At 35.2% G+C, this 15,818-nt stretch carries 20 protein-coding genes; 18 read left to right on the plus strand and 2 right to left on the minus strand.

Annotated features, from left to right (window positions below):
* Window positions 1-138: 138 nt before the first annotated feature.
* Entirely contained in the window at window positions 139-327 is a 189-nt protein-coding gene (locus tag ACXAG7_RS13365; RefSeq protein WP_476667095.1) for a hypothetical protein, read from the plus strand.
* Here ACXAG7_RS13365 and ACXAG7_RS13370 read toward each other — a convergent pair.
* Window positions 324-2,165: a tetratricopeptide repeat protein gene (locus ACXAG7_RS13370; RefSeq protein ID WP_476667096.1), complete on the minus strand. Its 1,842-nt coding sequence runs from the start codon at window positions 2,163-2,165 to the stop codon at window positions 324-326. The genes ACXAG7_RS13365 and ACXAG7_RS13370 overlap by 4 nt on opposite strands.
* Before the next feature lie 274 nt (window positions 2,166-2,439).
* Here ACXAG7_RS13370 and ACXAG7_RS13375 point away from each other — a divergent pair, with 274 nt between their 5' ends.
* Window positions 2,440-3,297: an alpha/beta hydrolase family protein gene (locus ACXAG7_RS13375; RefSeq protein ID WP_476667097.1), complete on the plus strand. Its 858-nt coding sequence runs from the start codon at window positions 2,440-2,442 to the stop codon at window positions 3,295-3,297.
* A 19-nt stretch (window positions 3,298-3,316) separates the two neighbouring features.
* Window positions 3,317-3,682, plus strand: a complete 366-nt coding sequence (locus tag ACXAG7_RS13380; protein WP_476667098.1) for a hypothetical protein — start codon at window positions 3,317-3,319, stop codon at window positions 3,680-3,682.
* A gap of 92 nt (window positions 3,683-3,774) precedes the next feature.
* Here the strand turns inward: ACXAG7_RS13380 and ACXAG7_RS13385 are convergent, their stop codons facing one another.
* Window positions 3,775-4,296 (minus strand): hypothetical protein, encoded by a 522-nt coding sequence (locus ACXAG7_RS13385; RefSeq protein WP_476667099.1) that lies wholly within the window; start codon window positions 4,294-4,296, stop codon window positions 3,775-3,777.
* 495 nt (window positions 4,297-4,791) lie between these two features.
* Here ACXAG7_RS13385 and ACXAG7_RS13390 point away from each other — a divergent pair, with 495 nt between their 5' ends.
* From ACXAG7_RS13390 to ACXAG7_RS13460, 15 genes are all read left to right on the plus strand, one after another.
* The gene (locus ACXAG7_RS13390; RefSeq protein WP_476667100.1) at window positions 4,792-5,808 is read left to right on the plus strand and encodes an alpha/beta fold hydrolase; all 1,017 of its coding nucleotides are present in this window, start codon (window positions 4,792-4,794) and stop codon (window positions 5,806-5,808) included.
* A gap of 136 nt (window positions 5,809-5,944) precedes the next feature.
* Window positions 5,945-7,012 carry a hypothetical protein gene (locus tag ACXAG7_RS13395; RefSeq protein ID WP_476667101.1) on the plus strand — a complete coding sequence of 356 codons (1,068 nt, stop codon included), beginning with the start codon at window positions 5,945-5,947 and terminating at the stop codon, window positions 7,010-7,012.
* A 22-nt stretch (window positions 7,013-7,034) separates the two neighbouring features.
* Window positions 7,035-7,643: a DinB family protein gene (locus ACXAG7_RS13400; RefSeq protein ID WP_476667102.1), complete on the plus strand. Its 609-nt coding sequence runs from the start codon at window positions 7,035-7,037 to the stop codon at window positions 7,641-7,643.
* 9 nt (window positions 7,644-7,652) lie between these two features.
* A complete protein-coding gene (locus tag ACXAG7_RS13405; RefSeq protein WP_408042562.1) occupies window positions 7,653-8,345 on the plus strand; it encodes a hypothetical protein in 693 nt (230 codons plus the stop codon).
* 95 nt (window positions 8,346-8,440) lie between these two features.
* On the plus strand, window positions 8,441-8,659 hold the full coding sequence (locus ACXAG7_RS13410) for a hypothetical protein (protein WP_476667103.1): 219 nt from the start codon (window positions 8,441-8,443) through the stop codon (window positions 8,657-8,659).
* Between the two features lie 27 nt (window positions 8,660-8,686).
* Window positions 8,687-9,157, plus strand: a complete 471-nt coding sequence (locus ACXAG7_RS13415; protein WP_476667104.1) for an HAD family hydrolase — start codon at window positions 8,687-8,689, stop codon at window positions 9,155-9,157.
* A 254-nt stretch (window positions 9,158-9,411) separates the two neighbouring features.
* On the plus strand, window positions 9,412-10,146 hold the full coding sequence (locus tag ACXAG7_RS13420) for a DUF7003 family protein (protein WP_476667105.1): 735 nt from the start codon (window positions 9,412-9,414) through the stop codon (window positions 10,144-10,146).
* Between the two features lie 569 nt (window positions 10,147-10,715).
* Window positions 10,716-11,336 carry a DMP19 family protein gene (locus ACXAG7_RS13425; RefSeq protein WP_476667106.1) on the plus strand — a complete coding sequence of 207 codons (621 nt, stop codon included), beginning with the start codon at window positions 10,716-10,718 and terminating at the stop codon, window positions 11,334-11,336.
* Between the two features lie 96 nt (window positions 11,337-11,432).
* Window positions 11,433-11,669: a hypothetical protein gene (locus tag ACXAG7_RS13430; protein WP_476667107.1), complete on the plus strand. Its 237-nt coding sequence runs from the start codon at window positions 11,433-11,435 to the stop codon at window positions 11,667-11,669.
* A gap of 78 nt (window positions 11,670-11,747) precedes the next feature.
* Window positions 11,748-12,149 (plus strand): hypothetical protein, encoded by a 402-nt coding sequence (locus ACXAG7_RS13435; RefSeq protein WP_476667108.1) that lies wholly within the window; start codon window positions 11,748-11,750, stop codon window positions 12,147-12,149.
* Between the two features lie 18 nt (window positions 12,150-12,167).
* The gene (locus ACXAG7_RS13440) at window positions 12,168-12,353 is read left to right on the plus strand and encodes a hypothetical protein (RefSeq protein WP_408042557.1); all 186 of its coding nucleotides are present in this window, start codon (window positions 12,168-12,170) and stop codon (window positions 12,351-12,353) included.
* Window positions 12,354-12,759: 406 nt separating this feature from the next.
* Window positions 12,760-13,296 (plus strand): hypothetical protein, encoded by a 537-nt coding sequence (locus ACXAG7_RS13445; protein WP_476667109.1) that lies wholly within the window; start codon window positions 12,760-12,762, stop codon window positions 13,294-13,296.
* Between the two features lie 151 nt (window positions 13,297-13,447).
* Window positions 13,448-14,014 (plus strand): hypothetical protein, encoded by a 567-nt coding sequence (locus tag ACXAG7_RS13450; protein ID WP_476667110.1) that lies wholly within the window; start codon window positions 13,448-13,450, stop codon window positions 14,012-14,014.
* A gap of 282 nt (window positions 14,015-14,296) precedes the next feature.
* A complete protein-coding gene (locus ACXAG7_RS13455; RefSeq protein ID WP_476667111.1) occupies window positions 14,297-14,929 on the plus strand; it encodes a hypothetical protein in 633 nt (210 codons plus the stop codon).
* A 575-nt stretch (window positions 14,930-15,504) separates the two neighbouring features.
* Window positions 15,505-15,753 (plus strand): hypothetical protein, encoded by a 249-nt coding sequence (locus ACXAG7_RS13460; protein ID WP_476667112.1) that lies wholly within the window; start codon window positions 15,505-15,507, stop codon window positions 15,751-15,753.
* The last annotated feature ends 65 nt before the right edge of the window (window positions 15,754-15,818 follow it).

The following is a 15,818-nucleotide window of genomic DNA, read 5'->3' on the forward strand; positions in this document are numbered from 1 at the left end:
ACCTTAGACTTTTTCTGTGTTCTAGAAAAAAGAGCTTCTTAATCGAGGTATTCGACGAGGCTTATTTCTTTGGGTGCCTTAATTTTTTTACAAAGTCTGTATCTGCTAATCAGGATACTTCAGTTCGACCTACTCAAATTGCATCGAATACTTCCTGACACTTTGCTAAAAGTGCCCTACGAGCTACTCAATCGCATCAACCGACTGTACCTACTAAAAAAGAATCCAACGCACATACAGTCGATTACCTCAGACGATTATCAACTCGACACCTGTTCGGAAGGCACCTTAGACTTTTTCTGTGTTCTAGAAAAAAGAGCTTCTTAATCGAGGTATTCGACGAGGCTTATTTCTTTGGGTGCCTTAATTTTTTTACGAAGTCTGTATCTGCTAATAAAAATACTCTCTACAGAAATCCCTAATATATTAGCGATTTCTTGATTATCAAGGCCCAATTTCTCAAGGGCTACCAGGCGTTCTTCTGCCTTGGTAAGTTTATAACCTTTACTCTTAATATTTCCGAAAAAACTCGGATGCACTTTTACAAATTTATCCTTAAAAACATACCAATCATCTTTCGTCAATATCTTGGAGCTCAACAGCTCCTGAACGGTATCCACTATATTTTTTTCCGTAACCTGTTCTTTGAGTTCTTCTAACTGATTTTTTAACGACTGCTGTTCTTTACTTCGCTCTAGTAACTGCTGTGTATAGGTGGTCAGTTCTTTGGTATTGCGATCAAGTGCTCGCTTCAGTTCTTTCTTTTTCCTGCGTTCCCACCAAAAGATTCCAACAGCTACAAGGATTACTGAAAATAGTATGGCCACAAGTGTATTTCTCTTACTACTGGCCAGCTCTTTGTCCTTTTCAAGTTCGGTAATTGCGGCTTCCTTCTTAATTAGTTCCTTTTCTTTTTCGGCAGTTTCAAACCTGGTTTGATGAAAAGCAAAAGCGTTTAACAAGGTCTGCTTATTCACAGAATCTCTTAGTTGATTGTAGTTTTTTTGGTGTTCTAAGGCCTTATTGGGATTGTTTAGCTTTTCATAAATCTCTCCCAATAATTTTTCTACTTCTATGCCATAGAGATTTTCAACCCCTGAATTCGATGAAATCCCTTTGTAATCTCCGAGTAGTGATAAAGCCTCCCTATATCGTTTTTTTTCAAGCAAGTACTTTACCTTATCTGGTTTCACACTGCTTAACAAGTACTTGTTACGAATCTTTTTTTCTACTTCCAATAATTCTCGATAAACACTATCAGCAGCTTTCATATTCTTTTCTGCCAATAGCGACCGTAGTAATACCGCCTTATATTGCATTCCTCTACTACTCACCGTAGTGATGTCTTTGTTGTATTTATTATAGGCTTCTGAAGAATCGAGATATTGCTTAGCCACCTGTAATTGCTGATCTTTCAAGGCCTCTTCTGCCAGAGATAAATAACAAAATCCCACAAAAAAATTGGCCTTTAACGCCTTGGCCTTTTCCAATTCAACGCTTGTTTTTTCATTCGCTATATCGCGTAAACCAATTCTTCGATACAACAGTAAACTCTCACCAGCCACGCTAAACATATAATTGTAATCTTTTAAAATCTCATAGAGATCTTTGGCCTTTTCGTATTTTTCTATGGCCGTAATAAAGTCACCAGAATTGGAACTTGCCTGCCCAGAAAAGAAATAGGCATCGGCTGAAAATATTGAATCTTTGGCCTCTAAAAACAGGGCGGCAGCCTTATCAAAATCTCCAATAGCATTATGGTAATCTAGCTCTGACGACTTGAGTCCTGCCCTTTTGAGCAATAGGTGTGCTTCTGAATTTTTCTTTTTAAAATGTGGCTTAAAGGCGAGCATGGCTTCGCACAACTCCTTCCCTTTTTTGATTTCTCCTACTATGATGTACTGTTGAATAATAAACCTCGACTTCGATGCCATCAGGTCGTATTCCTTTAGTTCTTTTGCCAACGCTACATATTCCTGTAACCTCGGAATCAAGTTTTTGTGATTTCCTCGAATCATCGCTCTCGTAAGTTGATCAAGAACCTTTAATTTCGCTGGCTTCCCTGAAGTTGTCTCAACAACACGCTGTAAAGAGTCTATTTCTTTTTGAGCGACGCTGTGATGGACCCAAAATATACTCAGCAACATAAATGCAATACATCTCATAAATAACAACAATACTAATTATACGATTAATTTAATGCGAGGAGTTCGGTTAGTACCTCGATATCTGATTCGGGTAAAAATATAAAAAATAACGGCACCAAAAGGGCAATGAAAATTCTGTTTCTATCTCCTTTATACATATTTATCCGCTCTGTTAAACACAACAAAGTACAACGAAGTCGTATTCAATAACACCTTTATCTCCTCGCATTAAATTTGCGCATTGCTTAATTTGAGCTATCTTCGGTTCCCAAAATCGCTAACATCCTTATAAATGGCTATCCTTTATCAGCTTCAACATCGTTTACTACCAAGCAAAAGCACCGTGATCAACACTTACAGTTTTGCTGTTTTACTGTTTCTTTGTGTGCTATCGGTACATGCACAAACGACAGAAAAAGCCTTTACTAAAGACTTAGTCATTTCAATCCAAGGTGACTCCATCGCGGCGAATGCACTAATTGCCAAGGGAACGAATTTAAAAGAAACGGTAGTATTACTGCACGGACTTCCTGGGAATGAAAAAAATCTGGATTTAGCTGAGTTCTTGCGCCAACGAGGAAAAAACGTCATTTATTTTAACTACCGAGGATCATGGGGAAGTCAAGGTCAGTTTCGTTATACACACTGCTTGGAAGACATTGCCAACGTACTTGATTATCTGAACTCTCAAACAATAGCTGAGCAACTCAGAATTAAAAGAAATGCCTTTACACTTATCGGACACAGCTTAGGAGGAGGGATTGCTGTCCTGCACGGAATGAAAGATTCCCGTGTTCAACGCATCATTGCACTATCGGCATTTAATGTTGGAGCGGTATTAAAGAACAACAATTCTGTTGCAGAACTCCAGGAATTCCAAAACTATCTGCGTGCTCAATTCATGTTAAATATCAATCCTACTGACTTTCTGAAAGAACTACTGCAACACAAACAGCAATGGGATTTATCTCGCATGACAAGCACACAACATCGTCCGGCCTTATTGTTTATCGATGAAAACAGCCGCAATACCCAATGGATACAGAACATGCAACACAGTGAACACCATATTATACCCTCTGACCACTCATTTTCAGACAAACGCCTTGCCTTAAACAAGTTTATACTTCAATGGCTTCACAAACACTAAAAACAATATAATACCTGTTATGAAAACCTACAATCGCGCAAAAACCGCTGACTTTTATTTTGAAAAAGTAGCCTCTGGGAGTTTAGAATTTTCTAAACTGAGAAAAACCCTAGAAAACGAAGATATTGAAAAGGAAGAAATTGACTTTCTCGTTCCGTATATAGACAGAAAACTCCTTAGAGTTGCCCAAGTACAGGCAGCTCACAAAATTGGAAAAAATATATTTTACAGCGGTCTAGTTCTCAGTGGTATTGGACTCGTAATCACACTGGGATCCCTCTTTGGTCTTTTTGACTCAAAGGGTATCGGAATCATTGCTTACGGTCCTATTGTCGGTGGGTTAGCCACTACTTTCATAGGAAAATCAAAAATGGACCGCAATTAAGTCTTCTCGCAAGGCGTGAAATTTAATGCTTGTCACGTCTTGCGAATAATTGATGTTACTGGAAAAATAGGATGGTTAATTCATCCTATTTTTTATCCCCCAGAAGTTGTTCTCGTACAATCTCTTGCATCTAAGGTACCATTCGAGCAATAATTCCCATCCGGAATACACCCAGAACAAGCAGCACAAGCTTCTGTTGTACAAACAGTTTCACCGATGTACATTAAATTAAAATTTCCTATTTTATTCTTTTCTTTTTTAAATTTAGAAGAGTCATTTAATAAAGCTACAGTTGATATAGAATCATCTGTATTAGTAAATCTTATGTAATACTTTCCTTCTATTTCTAAAATATCAAAGGATTTACCTTTCTTATTAAGATCATATTTAGATGAATACGCAGTAAAAGAACTGATGAGCTCATCATTCGATATTGCTAATTTAACAGAGTTGTCACTTTTGTAAGCCACTTTTGTTCCTACAAAACCTTTCGAAGAAAAATCGACAGACTTTAATTCATTAGGAATTTGTTCATTTTTATCACAGCTGATAAACATAGTACCTATCAAAACTGACGTCAATAAGATAAAAATTAGTAATCTTGAATTTTTCATAATTTAAGATTTTAATACGTTGAGAAGTAATAAATAGTAGTACCAATTCTAAGTACAGGATTTGTAAGTAATTTTAATTTATTTGCTTTAATTGATCTTTGATATGCTTATAAAACAGCAACCCTAATCCTTCTATACAATGCCATTGTAATTTCTATTCCAAAATACCTGTGAGCTATCAATTGCTGACTCAGAATTTATAATATTGTTTTATTGATTGGATAAATCAATGGTCAGATCGTTTTGTAGACGCTTAAAAGTACTAACAATGAGATCAAAAACCAAACAGCGGATAAAAAAACCACTAATTATCAAACACATACACCTCGTACTTTTAACAAAAAACAAGAACCTTATAGTAGCCCAAACGCCCCATCCACTAGAAAATCCCACGACTTGTTTATCAATAAAAACAATAGCTAAAAACGTTTTTTTAACTACCTTTCATCCTTCAAAATCGGTTCTGGTACTCCTAGACCACTAAAACAAATCGCTGTGAAAATACTCGTAAAAATCCTCAAGTGGACAGGTAAAATAATCTCGGGAACTATACTTTTTATCATGATCGTAGGCCTGTGTTATCGTTTGGCCAGTACTCCACCCATTCCACCTGGAAAACTAGTTGATGTAAAAGGCACTAACCTCCATATTCGAGCAGAAGGTCCTCGCAATACATTACCAACACTGGTTTTAGAGAGTGGTGCTGGGGGAAACACTGATATGTTCCACTGGATTGCTGAGGGAATGAAACAGCAGATGAGAGTGGTTCGTTATGACCGAGAAGGTAAAGGTTTTAGCGAAGCCTGTACCGAAAGCATGACTCCAGAAGCCTACGCCCAGCAACTGCACGACCTCCTCAAGAAAAATGGTGAAGCGCCCCCTTATATTATGGTAGGACACTCCATGGGAGGCCCGTATATCAGTATTTTTAGAGAGTTGTTTCCCGATGAAGTCAAAGGTATGATTTACATTGATGCTAGTCATCCCGAACAATGGAAACGTCTCGCTCAAAAAGAATTGGTACCAAAAGCACAGGTACCCTTACTAAAATTTGCTGCATTGCTTGCTGATATGGGAATTTCAGGAGCCTACAGCGCCATCACCACCCCTGCACCTCGCAAGGATGGACTCCCTAAACTTTGTGGACTGCGCGAACAGCTGTTAAGAAAATATTCCGGTAAAATTTACCACCGATACTTACAAGAAAATACTTTCAATTCACAGCTACTCCAAAGAGCTGCCCAAGTTCGTGATTTAGACTCTTTACCGCTACTCGTTTTTACAGCTAAAGAACAATATCGGGAGGCACAAAAAGTAAAATACCGCAATCAGGGTATCCAACCAGAACAGGAGATCGCACTGTGGTTTCAAATGCAAAGGGAGCTAAAAGAACGTTCTACCCGAGGACAACAATTTATTATGGATGCCACCCACGGAACTATCCTAACTCAAAAACATAACGCTGATTTTATCAATGACAAGCTACGTACTATGGTCGGCATGGTGAAATAAGCCGAGAAATCTAATTACGACAAGTCTACAATTCTCTTACATGAAAGAATAGATACCACCATAAATAACTATTAAAATGAAGCTAGTACATCAACCAAAATATTCGTATTTTTCAATAACTACAAACCCTAGTCTTATGGATAAACTTATAATCATCTTTTTCTTATTACTCTTCGGCAGCGGATATGCTCAAACTTCAAAAAGCATCCTAAGCAAAGAAATCTTAGAATACATTGATGAACATTACTTTTACGGTAGCAAATACTCTCCTATGATTACCACGCACAGAGTTCATCCTCGAAAAAAGCTTTCAAAAAACCCTACGCTTGAAACGCTTTATATTTTAGAATTACGCGATATTGAAAAACATACCAGTCGTAAAGCGTTGGCATTAGTCGAAGAAAAAAACTGGGATAGTATTCAGAAGCGTACCAAATACAGGAGTAAAAAAGAATTTCACTACAACGACAAACAAGAGGTAGCAAAAATTAAAGCCGGGGTTACCAAGTACCTCTTTCGTCAAACAGGTACTAATACCTATGAATGTGATTATTACGAACGAGATAAGCTGTACTCAAAACAAACCTATGAATACTTTAAAGGAGACCTACTTAAAAAATTCACCTCTCACTATGAAGACGGAAAACTTCTCTTTTCCAAAACTTACATCTACGATGCTAATGACGTTCTAAGAGAAATTGTACAAATAGATCCTAAATGGGATACTCATACCTATGCGTTAAAATTCACCTATACGAAGAACGCTGTTCTAGTGACCAAGAAGAAAAAAAATGCGGCGACCTATAAAAACTACGTCCGTCTAACTATAGACAACAACTCCTATCACATCACTCGATACAGCCTCGACAAGGACCGCATCGAAAGTGATATTATTTTTACCCTCAACAAAAACAACCTCATTCAAGAACGCAAAGAAATCTCGCGTAATTACCTCGCTGTCAAAAGCGCAAGTAAAAAAGGCATCGTGGACTACGGTAAAACTATCGATTTGCAACAATTGGTTACACTCGATAATTACTACCAATTAATTACGCAAACCCAAAGTAGTATTGACAAGGAGCAGTACAAAGATGTAGTTGACATCTACCTAAATCGCTATGACGATTTGAATTTATGGATTGACTCTCCTAAAAACCGAGGAGCTACCGGAGGATTTATCTTTCTCTACAAATTCCGCAACTAACTCATTCCCAAATTACTTTGCTATGATGACAGCATTTAGAAAAATAAAAAGACCTGAATCAACGGAGTACCCCTCCTATTCTCAACCTTATTTCGATCTTATTGAAACAAATGATGACATACTTCGGGTACTCCACGACAACTTCATTGCCCTAAAAGAACTCATCTATTCTTTAAACGAGGAACAACTTCGCTATGTATATGCCAAAGATAAATGGACGATTAAGGAAATATTAGTGCACAATATTGACGATGAACGAATTTTCACTTACCGTGCTTTGTGTTATGCTCGTAATGATCAAACAGTACTTCCTGGCTTTGAAGAAAAACAGTATACTGCGTACGCAGCTGCCAACGAGCGAAGTTTAGACAGCATCTTTGACGAGTACTGGCAAGTAAGACTCGCTTCCCTAAAACTGTTTCAATACTTACCAGAAGCCGCTTTACTGCGTAAAGGGAAGCTGCTCGATGCCAACGGAAATCCTTCGAATGAACGAACAGTGCGCGCTATGGTTTATCATATTGCTGGCCATGAGCTGAACCATATAAAAGTTATAAAAGAACGCTACCTAAAAACGCATGTTGACAACATAAACAGCCTCGACATAAACTCCAAACACACTAAAACGTAAAAACAAGCTATGAACCTAAGAATCCTATTTTTTTCACTGTTCATATATTTCAATTGCTATTCACAAAATTTAGACAATAAAAACCCTATTCGAGTAGTATTGATGAACTGCTACGAAGGCAGTGATCGGGAAGAAACAAAAATTGATTTTTCTGACTATTTCGCTGTCTATGCAAAGGAAAAGCAGGGAATAACCAATTTCAAAATAAAAAAACACCATGCCAGTAATACTGTTACCCCGAAATTTCTAATCAAAGGATTGGATTTTATAAAGGATTCAACCAATGGTCGATGGATTGATCGTAAAATGTATCCTGGAGAAACCATAATCTTCAAAGTTCCCAATGTAGCGAATGAGGAGCATAGTACCTACTATTCGATATATATAAAAGGGAAGGTCATAGAAACTAAAAACAATGTATTTCCATACTTTAAAGGAATTAAAGATTATGAATTGAGAGTCGCTTCTGAAAAAAGGAATGAGAGTTTAGTTAAAATAAATATTGGCTCTTGGTCAGCGGGTGGATTTGAAGGTGGAATTTATCTTTATTGGATTGGAGATTTGAATGGAGATAACCGACTTGATATGTTAATTGGGACTTCTGTTCATTATGCTGGTATAGAATTGATCCTCTATTTGTCAGACAAAACAGAGAAAAAACTATTTGTTAAACACAGAGTTGGGAGTTGCTCTTCTTGCTAAAAAACAACAGCTAACAAACATAAACCAGGTAAATTCAATAACTTTGAAACAAAAAAATTGAATAATTTAAGAATACAAGTAAAAAAATATAACCTATGAATTCAGCAATACTTACAGCGCTCCTAATTATAGGAGTTGGTGGTTTCCTATATTGGGCCTATTTACCAGATTATAGAAGAAATCCAACAGAATTTATTCGAACTTTTATTGGGATGCCACTTGGAATGTTTCTTGGATTACTCGGTCACTACTCCTTAAACGAAAAATTAAAAAAATGGGCCATTCAAGAGAAAAAAGAAAGGAAAACTAAATAAGAAAAAACGATAGCGATAGAAACTAGTATGAATATAAGTTTTGATCTTGACAGTACGCTTATTCCAAATGGAAAAGAATTTGAAACGGAAAAAGTAAGTCGTTTTGCTAAATTTCTTGGGATTGAAGAAATACGAAAAGGAACTGTAGCATTGATGTCGGATTTACAACTCCAAGGACATCTAATTCATATATACACAACCTCGTTTCGGTCAAAAAGAAGTATCAAACGCACTTTTAGATACCATGGAATAACGATAAATCGAATCGTAAATGAGACAGAAAACCGACGTGTTTTAAAAAATCGTGCTATTCATTCCTCCAAATTCCCGCCTGCTTTTAATTTTGACATACATATCGATGATTTAGAAGGTGTTGAACTAGAAGCCAAAAACTATAACTTTAAAATGATACGCATCAAACCTACTGACAACGATTGGGCACAGAAGATAAAAATGATCGTAGCGCTAGACGGCAAAAACCACAACGAATGCAGCTAAATCTAACTGTTCTAAAGAACCAAAACTGTTCAGTAAGGCTACCCTTTAAAATACTCAAAACAACGATACCTACAACATTATACATGAACAGACATGTCTGAAGGTCGCTTCGTCAACTACCAAATGATTTAGACAATAAAAATTAAAAGCCCCGTAAATACCATTAAACTATTTCAATTTTTTTATTTCAACTGATTTTCCACTGCAAGCCATAAAAAATATTTACTATTTTTCCGAAAAAAAAAGAAGCATCAATGAACCACTATAGCTCTGAAAAAAAACAAGAATATTCAGCACAGGAAATTTTAAAACAGCTCGATCAATGCGCTGAAAATTTTACCTTTCCAATGTTAGACAATGGATATATTTATCCTATTCACTCCAAATTGAGTGCCTACAGAGATGAAAAACGATGGGTTTTACTCATCGAGGTAATCGGATTTAGTTATCGTGGAGGAGGACACAATGGAATTACTAACTGCCTACACATTTTTGGAAACAGTATCGCTACTATCCCCGGAACAGACAATGCTAACTTTTTGTACCTAACGGATAACAGTCCAGAGAGCCTGACTTTCGACGAAGAATATATGGAAAGCCTAAACCCACAGGCCAAAACCATGCTTTTGCGCGGAGAAGAATTTCGAATTAATCACAACAGAGAATTTTATCTGAAGAAAGGAATCGAACTCGAAGAAGAAAACGAAATTTATGTTTGGGAATTTATGAGAGGCCTAGTACCTGAATACAATAAGAAACTCGAAGCTACAGACCTGGAAATAAGAGAACGCATTCCATCAGATTTACCAAAAATCATGGAACTTACCGAATGGTATCATCCAGATTGTGCTAATTCGGAACTTCCGAGTAATAACGAAACCTTTCAACAACTCGCCAAAGTATTAGAAACTGGAGAAACAGTATTTTACAACCCTACACATAAGCCAAATTCTCATTGGAAAAATTGGCCAGATGGAGGGTCATTGTAAAGCAATAGGCCTGTAACAAGGATACGCAATTTACTTTGCAAGTCCAACCCTAGTAGCCTTCGATCGATCGTGTTAACAATAATCTCTATTATAAGTTTCGCTAGAGAAAAGAATATACGACTACAGCTTGGCGAGGATGATTAGGATGATGCAAACGAATAAACTGTCCTACTTTACAACCAACACCTCAATTCGAATGAATTTGCGATAACGGAAACCTGAACAATAAAACTAAAATCCTAAATACAATCGAAGCTAAGGAGACCACCTGCCAACTAAAAGTAGTAAGGCTAGTAACGAGTTGTTGAATACTACAAATCATTCGGTATCCATACTGCTCTTGCCTAGCAATTTCAAAAAAGTTTTGTCCTTCAGAAAAACCTATAAATCTCTAAAAGTTCCATCCTTTTAAGTAACTTTACAAAAAAAAGCTAATAAACTACACTGACGTGATACCTTTTGACAAAGCACTACTAAAAATAGTCTGTGGGACAATCATTGCCCTCCTTTTCCTAATTTATTACCGACAAAACAAAAAGCGATCCGAAATTACATCCACATCTGAAAAAATGAAACCTAATTTTTATTCATTGAATGATGGAAACCAAAATGACCGGATCATATCCATCCAAATTTCACAAAAATGGCTGGATTCGATAAAATCAAACTTTGACTGGAATGAGTTTGACGAATACGATAATAGATTGTGGGAATACATGTATAAACTCTTTGATGAATCCATAGAAAAAAGCGGAATAGCAGATGAAAAGGAGTTGTGGAATACCCTAAATCGCGAACAAAAGATATTTTGGGCTTTTTTAGCATTTAACGGAGATACTGACAATGGTGGGGTTTTTCAATTTATTTTCAACCGTCCTGAGTTTATCATTTCCGTTGCTGAGACTTTTGAAGAATTAGGTATGACAACACTCACTAAAGATTACCACAACGTTCTGGACGAATTAAGTGGAAAATCTTCGAAAATCGGTGACCTAAAAACGGTCTTTAATGACGATTCAAAAAATTGGAGTAAAAGATGGAAGGCATTCTCTGAAGGGTATAAAGAGTTAAAATCAGCTCAAAAAATCGAACTTTATTACTACGACAAAGCGTTTAAAAAGAAGCTATACCAAAAAATTACTGAGCGCATCGAACGCAACATGGATAAATTTGCAACCATAGTCGAATAAAAAAAATCAACAAACGTTTCTAAAGCGAATAAGAGTAAAGTTGAGCTGTTCGTTTGCTAGCAGCTACTAATAATAACTGAAAAAAAAACAGCAATCATGTTAGACAAAATATACACCAACCTAACTAAAAAAGAACTGAAACAAGCGCTAATTATCCATTACGCTTTATGCATCACCTCAGTTGGAGTTCCAATACTACTGGTACTGCTCGGGTATTTTTTAAATGGAAAAGTTTACATCAATTACTTCCTACTCATTTTTTTACTAGTGTTTATCTGGTCGGTATTCAATATAGATTTTCTAAAAAAGAAAAATGGTAGGAGCTCCAAATAAATGCTAGATTACAATGCCAACACACCATTGCTAGTATACTGTATGTATTTTAACCTCAAATAAACAAATTGTATGCGATTGATAAGAACGAAAAATAGATTAAAAATAGCAGTCGAAAAAGAAAACGAAAAAACCTTAATTAAATGTTTAAATTTCGAAAATTTTAAAAATTTTGATCCTAGTCAATATGAATTGATTGAAAAAGCTCTTTATGGAAAATGGCATACTCAACACGAAGACCTAATAAGTGCCATTTCTTTCGGAGGTTTAAAAGACGATCGATTCGTTGAACCAATTATGGACATTGCTCTGAAAGGAGAAATTTTCAGACCCTTTGATGATGAATTAGAAGCCACTTTAAGAAAATGTGTCCACGCTTTAAAAATGATTGACTCAGAAAAATCAATAAATGCAATTAGAAGACTTAAAGAACTCAATAACGATAATGTGAAAGTCGTTTTAGAGATGTACAAAGACTAACGGAATCCTCTAAGCGTTTTGTTTACAAAAGAGCTCCCTAAAACAACACTTCAAACGAACAAATTAACACACGTTATTTGTGAAGAGTTTTCTGGAATAAAAGCTGGTATTAAATCAAATAATGATATAAAAAACAACAAAGGTTTGAAAACGAAAGCTTATAAGGCTGAGTATTTAGTTGGCTTTAGAAGAGGTTATACATAAGGGTAAAAGTATTAAAGCGAGACTAAACATCAACAAGAACCTTTGTAAGACTTTTACAGATTATAATAAACCTTTTGAATTAGATTTCTATCAAACATATCTTAACCTAGCAACAACCGTTCAAAAAAGTAGGTTCCGATATACCTATATAGCTCAATTTGAAAATTTGGTAAATATCGATCAAGAACTTGAAGAATTTGATAATACGATAAGGGTAATTGAAATATACCAAACAGAATAAAAGAAATATATCACCGATGCTATGGATAAAAAAGGATTTGAAGTAATAATAGGAAACTATATTTACCAAAATTACAAACCGCCAATGAATAAGACAGAACAACTAACTAACTAACTAACTAACTAAAGATCCTACCAAACCGTTGTATATAATTTAGAAAACCTAATGAAATTAGAAATACCATTTGACGAAAACATCTATTCAGAACAAACTACACTGTACTTTAACCAATTCTGGAATAAAAATCTGAAGAAAAATAAGGAACGAATTTATTGGGCAATTCCTTTAACAATTGTCGGAATATTCTTAGTTAAGAAAGAAAATAATTTAGGCTTCTTTTCGCTAGGAATCGGAATACACTACCTAATAAACTTTTATACTTATTATCGCCATTATAAAACGATTAAAACTAAACATTTTGAACTAACCAATTCTGAAATTGATGGACAAAAATCTGCAGGACAAAATACAATTTTGGAGTTTAATGAAGAATACTTCCGCTACAAGAATTATAAATATGACACAAAAATTAAATGGAATGCCTTCAAAAATTATCAGGTAATTGATAAAAACCTTTTTCTTGATCTCGAACTTGGATACAAACCTTCGTATATTCTGGGGGAAAAAGAAGTTGGTAAAGAAAAGTTTAATGAAATAGTTGAATTTATAAAGAAGAAAAGTAAACAATTTGGTAAAAATTAAAGATGCACTGCAGCAATACTATGAAGCATTGCTCCTTCTTGCCCGACTCCGTAAATCGAGTCGGTTGTTCTACTCGGTTTGTCTTTGCTAAACTTACCACAAACCCTTGTTCGTATTAATAACTTAACCATTGTACACAAACCAAAAAAAAATGAAAAATCAGTTAAAAATACTGCTACTGTTCTTCACTTTGATTTCTTTTAAAGGACAAACCAAAATTAATTGTGAATCGAATATTGAAACGGCTAAAATGATCCAAGAGACTCCTCCAACGACATCGCAGCATACCGAATCAATTGCTGAACAGTGGAATTATATGGTTTTTGAAAAAGGAGGCTGTCTGGGTGGTACTCAGTACATCTCTGAAAAAAAGAGAGAAATTCCGACTATGGTTTTTAGTGAAAAGGAATGGAAACAATTTGCGAAAAATGAGAAAACAGCTTTGACTGAATTTCTAATCACTAAACTTTCTGATACCGCAAAGACTAAGGTACATACTTGTCCCTTTTTTAGTACTACTCATGAAGAAATGGCGATCTATGCTCTTCAACATATCCACGGTAAAAATTGGTATGATTTTTCTGAATTCAATGATTCCAAATACAAAGTATTTAAAAGTGCTACAGAGCAACCTCAAATATGGTTACAGCATGTACTCAATAACAAAAAAAAACGATCTGCATTAGCGCAACTATATCGTGACGAATTGCAAAGATAAAAACGCTACACAACACCCCATGCCCCCGATTTCGGCGTATTCGAAATTGCTAGCGTTGTAGCGCAACCTAAAAATTAACAACTATAAACCTATCACTAACAGTCATACCAAAACGTGGCTTACAAGTAAATAAAAATGAAAACGACAACTATGAATTCAACATTTATGACAGTCAAGGAAAGTACTTGTCAACTATAGATAAAAGCGCAAAACCATAATTGATACCCGCAATTAGTGACTTAAGTGCATAACTGTGAAATATAAGAAACCCTGACTATAAAAATGAAAAAATTCGAACGCCCATATAATTCAGAGGAAATTAAACTGTTGAAAAGCAGAAAAAATTCACTTTGGGAGCACTTTGAACATTTTGGAAAAAAATGGATCGTAATTACTCTGATTTTACTAGCGCCTTTGTTACTTTATGAAAAATTCGTTGGTAAAATTTCTTCTGATACTCAATTACTGACCTCAGTACCATTGTTAGTCATTTCAATTGGAATTGTAATGTATTGGATGAGAAAAAACGGAGAAATAGGTTGGAATAAAAAAGTCGATAACGAAATAAAAAACGGAAAAGCTCAGATTCTAAAAATACAGACTGACAAAGTTTACAAACGAAAAGAATCTTTTGATTTAGGCTCTGGATTTTACCTAAAAATATCTGAAAACGAAACATTGTTTTTACAAGGTCAGTATTTGGACGAACTCGAGTACTCTCGCAAATTTCCAAATTCAGAATTTGAGGTTGTTAGTACTGCATTAACGTTGAATGAATTGATTGGTATAACACCTCTAGGAGAATATTTGAACCCTGAAAAGGAATTAAAAGCGTTCACGAAAGAACAATTTGAGAATAACGATGTTCATTATAATGGCGATTTATTGAAAATCCCGATTGAACAACTAAGGTAAAACGTATGGTAACATCGTATCAAGCTCATTGCAATTAAATTTCGTAATCGGCATTCAATACTCTTTGCTAGATTTCAGTTACAGCAGAAAATCATAACTGAATTGACACAACAACCATATACAAGCCGATTGTTACCCCCTTTAACTTTGTAGATACTAATAGTTTGCAGAAACAGAAAATTCTTTTGACTGTATAAATAGTTAGCTTTTACACATATTGAATAACAACAATTTAACGTGTCGATTTCAATCTAAATCGCACACATAACAACCTATTTTACAAGCACATAAACAAGCTTGCTATAATTTAGAAATTATGATTGAACTCATTCAAAAATACGGGAAATACAAAATAGCAATAGAACTATCATAGCATATCTATTCGAAAAAAGACAAACTAATAAGACCGGAAACTAAAAAAAGAAAACTCTCTACAAAAGAGTATTCAATGTATCAATATCTATACTAGAAATGGACTTATAAAAAGCAGATAACACCACCTAAACTGCCTTAAAACTAAAACCAGTATTTTTTAGTTACATTTGAGAAAAAGTGCCCCAATAATCATAGACCAGATGAAAGCTCCTATTTTAGAAAACAATCAATACTCTGTGCTTTTAGCAGCGTTTGACACCGGAATAGTTCTTACCACCGACTTTAAAAGATATGATGGGAACGGAGAAGTTTTTCATGTTTTTAAGACCTATGCATTGGCGAAAGAATTTATAGCTAAAAAGTTAAATGAAAACGACAACTATGAATTCAACATTTATGACAGTCAAGGAAAGTACTTGTCAACTATAGATAAAAACGGAAACAGATAAAAAGCATAAAACCATAATTGATGACCGCAATTAGTGACTTAAGTGCATAAATTACGGTACTACGA

The sequence above is a fragment of the Tenacibaculum sp. AWR4_210 genome, assembly GCF_056160945.1.

Coding starts and splice junctions, on each gene's coding strand:
- ACXAG7_RS13370 (WP_476667096.1), bottom strand. CDS start 2,165: ATGAGATGTATTGCATTTATGTTGCTGAGTATATTTTGGGTCCATCAC.
- ACXAG7_RS13375 (WP_476667097.1), top strand. CDS start 2,440: ATGGCTATCCTTTATCAGCTTCAACATCGTTTACTACCAAGCAAAAGC.
- ACXAG7_RS13380 (WP_476667098.1), top strand. CDS start 3,317: ATGAAAACCTACAATCGCGCAAAAACCGCTGACTTTTATTTTGAAAAA.
- ACXAG7_RS13385 (WP_476667099.1), bottom strand. CDS start 4,296: ATGAAAAATTCAAGATTACTAATTTTTATCTTATTGACGTCAGTTTTG.
- ACXAG7_RS13395 (WP_476667101.1), top strand. CDS start 5,945: ATGGATAAACTTATAATCATCTTTTTCTTATTACTCTTCGGCAGCGGA.
- ACXAG7_RS13400 (WP_476667102.1), top strand. CDS start 7,035: ATGATGACAGCATTTAGAAAAATAAAAAGACCTGAATCAACGGAGTAC.
- ACXAG7_RS13405 (WP_408042562.1), top strand. CDS start 7,653: ATGAACCTAAGAATCCTATTTTTTTCACTGTTCATATATTTCAATTGC.
- ACXAG7_RS13410 (WP_476667103.1), top strand. CDS start 8,441: ATGAATTCAGCAATACTTACAGCGCTCCTAATTATAGGAGTTGGTGGT.
- ACXAG7_RS13415 (WP_476667104.1), top strand. CDS start 8,687: ATGAATATAAGTTTTGATCTTGACAGTACGCTTATTCCAAATGGAAAA.
- ACXAG7_RS13420 (WP_476667105.1), top strand. CDS start 9,412: ATGAACCACTATAGCTCTGAAAAAAAACAAGAATATTCAGCACAGGAA.
- ACXAG7_RS13425 (WP_476667106.1), top strand. CDS start 10,716: ATGAAACCTAATTTTTATTCATTGAATGATGGAAACCAAAATGACCGG.
- ACXAG7_RS13430 (WP_476667107.1), top strand. CDS start 11,433: ATGTTAGACAAAATATACACCAACCTAACTAAAAAAGAACTGAAACAA.
- ACXAG7_RS13445 (WP_476667109.1), top strand. CDS start 12,760: ATGAAATTAGAAATACCATTTGACGAAAACATCTATTCAGAACAAACT.
- ACXAG7_RS13450 (WP_476667110.1), top strand. CDS start 13,448: ATGAAAAATCAGTTAAAAATACTGCTACTGTTCTTCACTTTGATTTCT.
- ACXAG7_RS13455 (WP_476667111.1), top strand. CDS start 14,297: ATGAAAAAATTCGAACGCCCATATAATTCAGAGGAAATTAAACTGTTG.
- ACXAG7_RS13460 (WP_476667112.1), top strand. CDS start 15,505: ATGAAAGCTCCTATTTTAGAAAACAATCAATACTCTGTGCTTTTAGCA.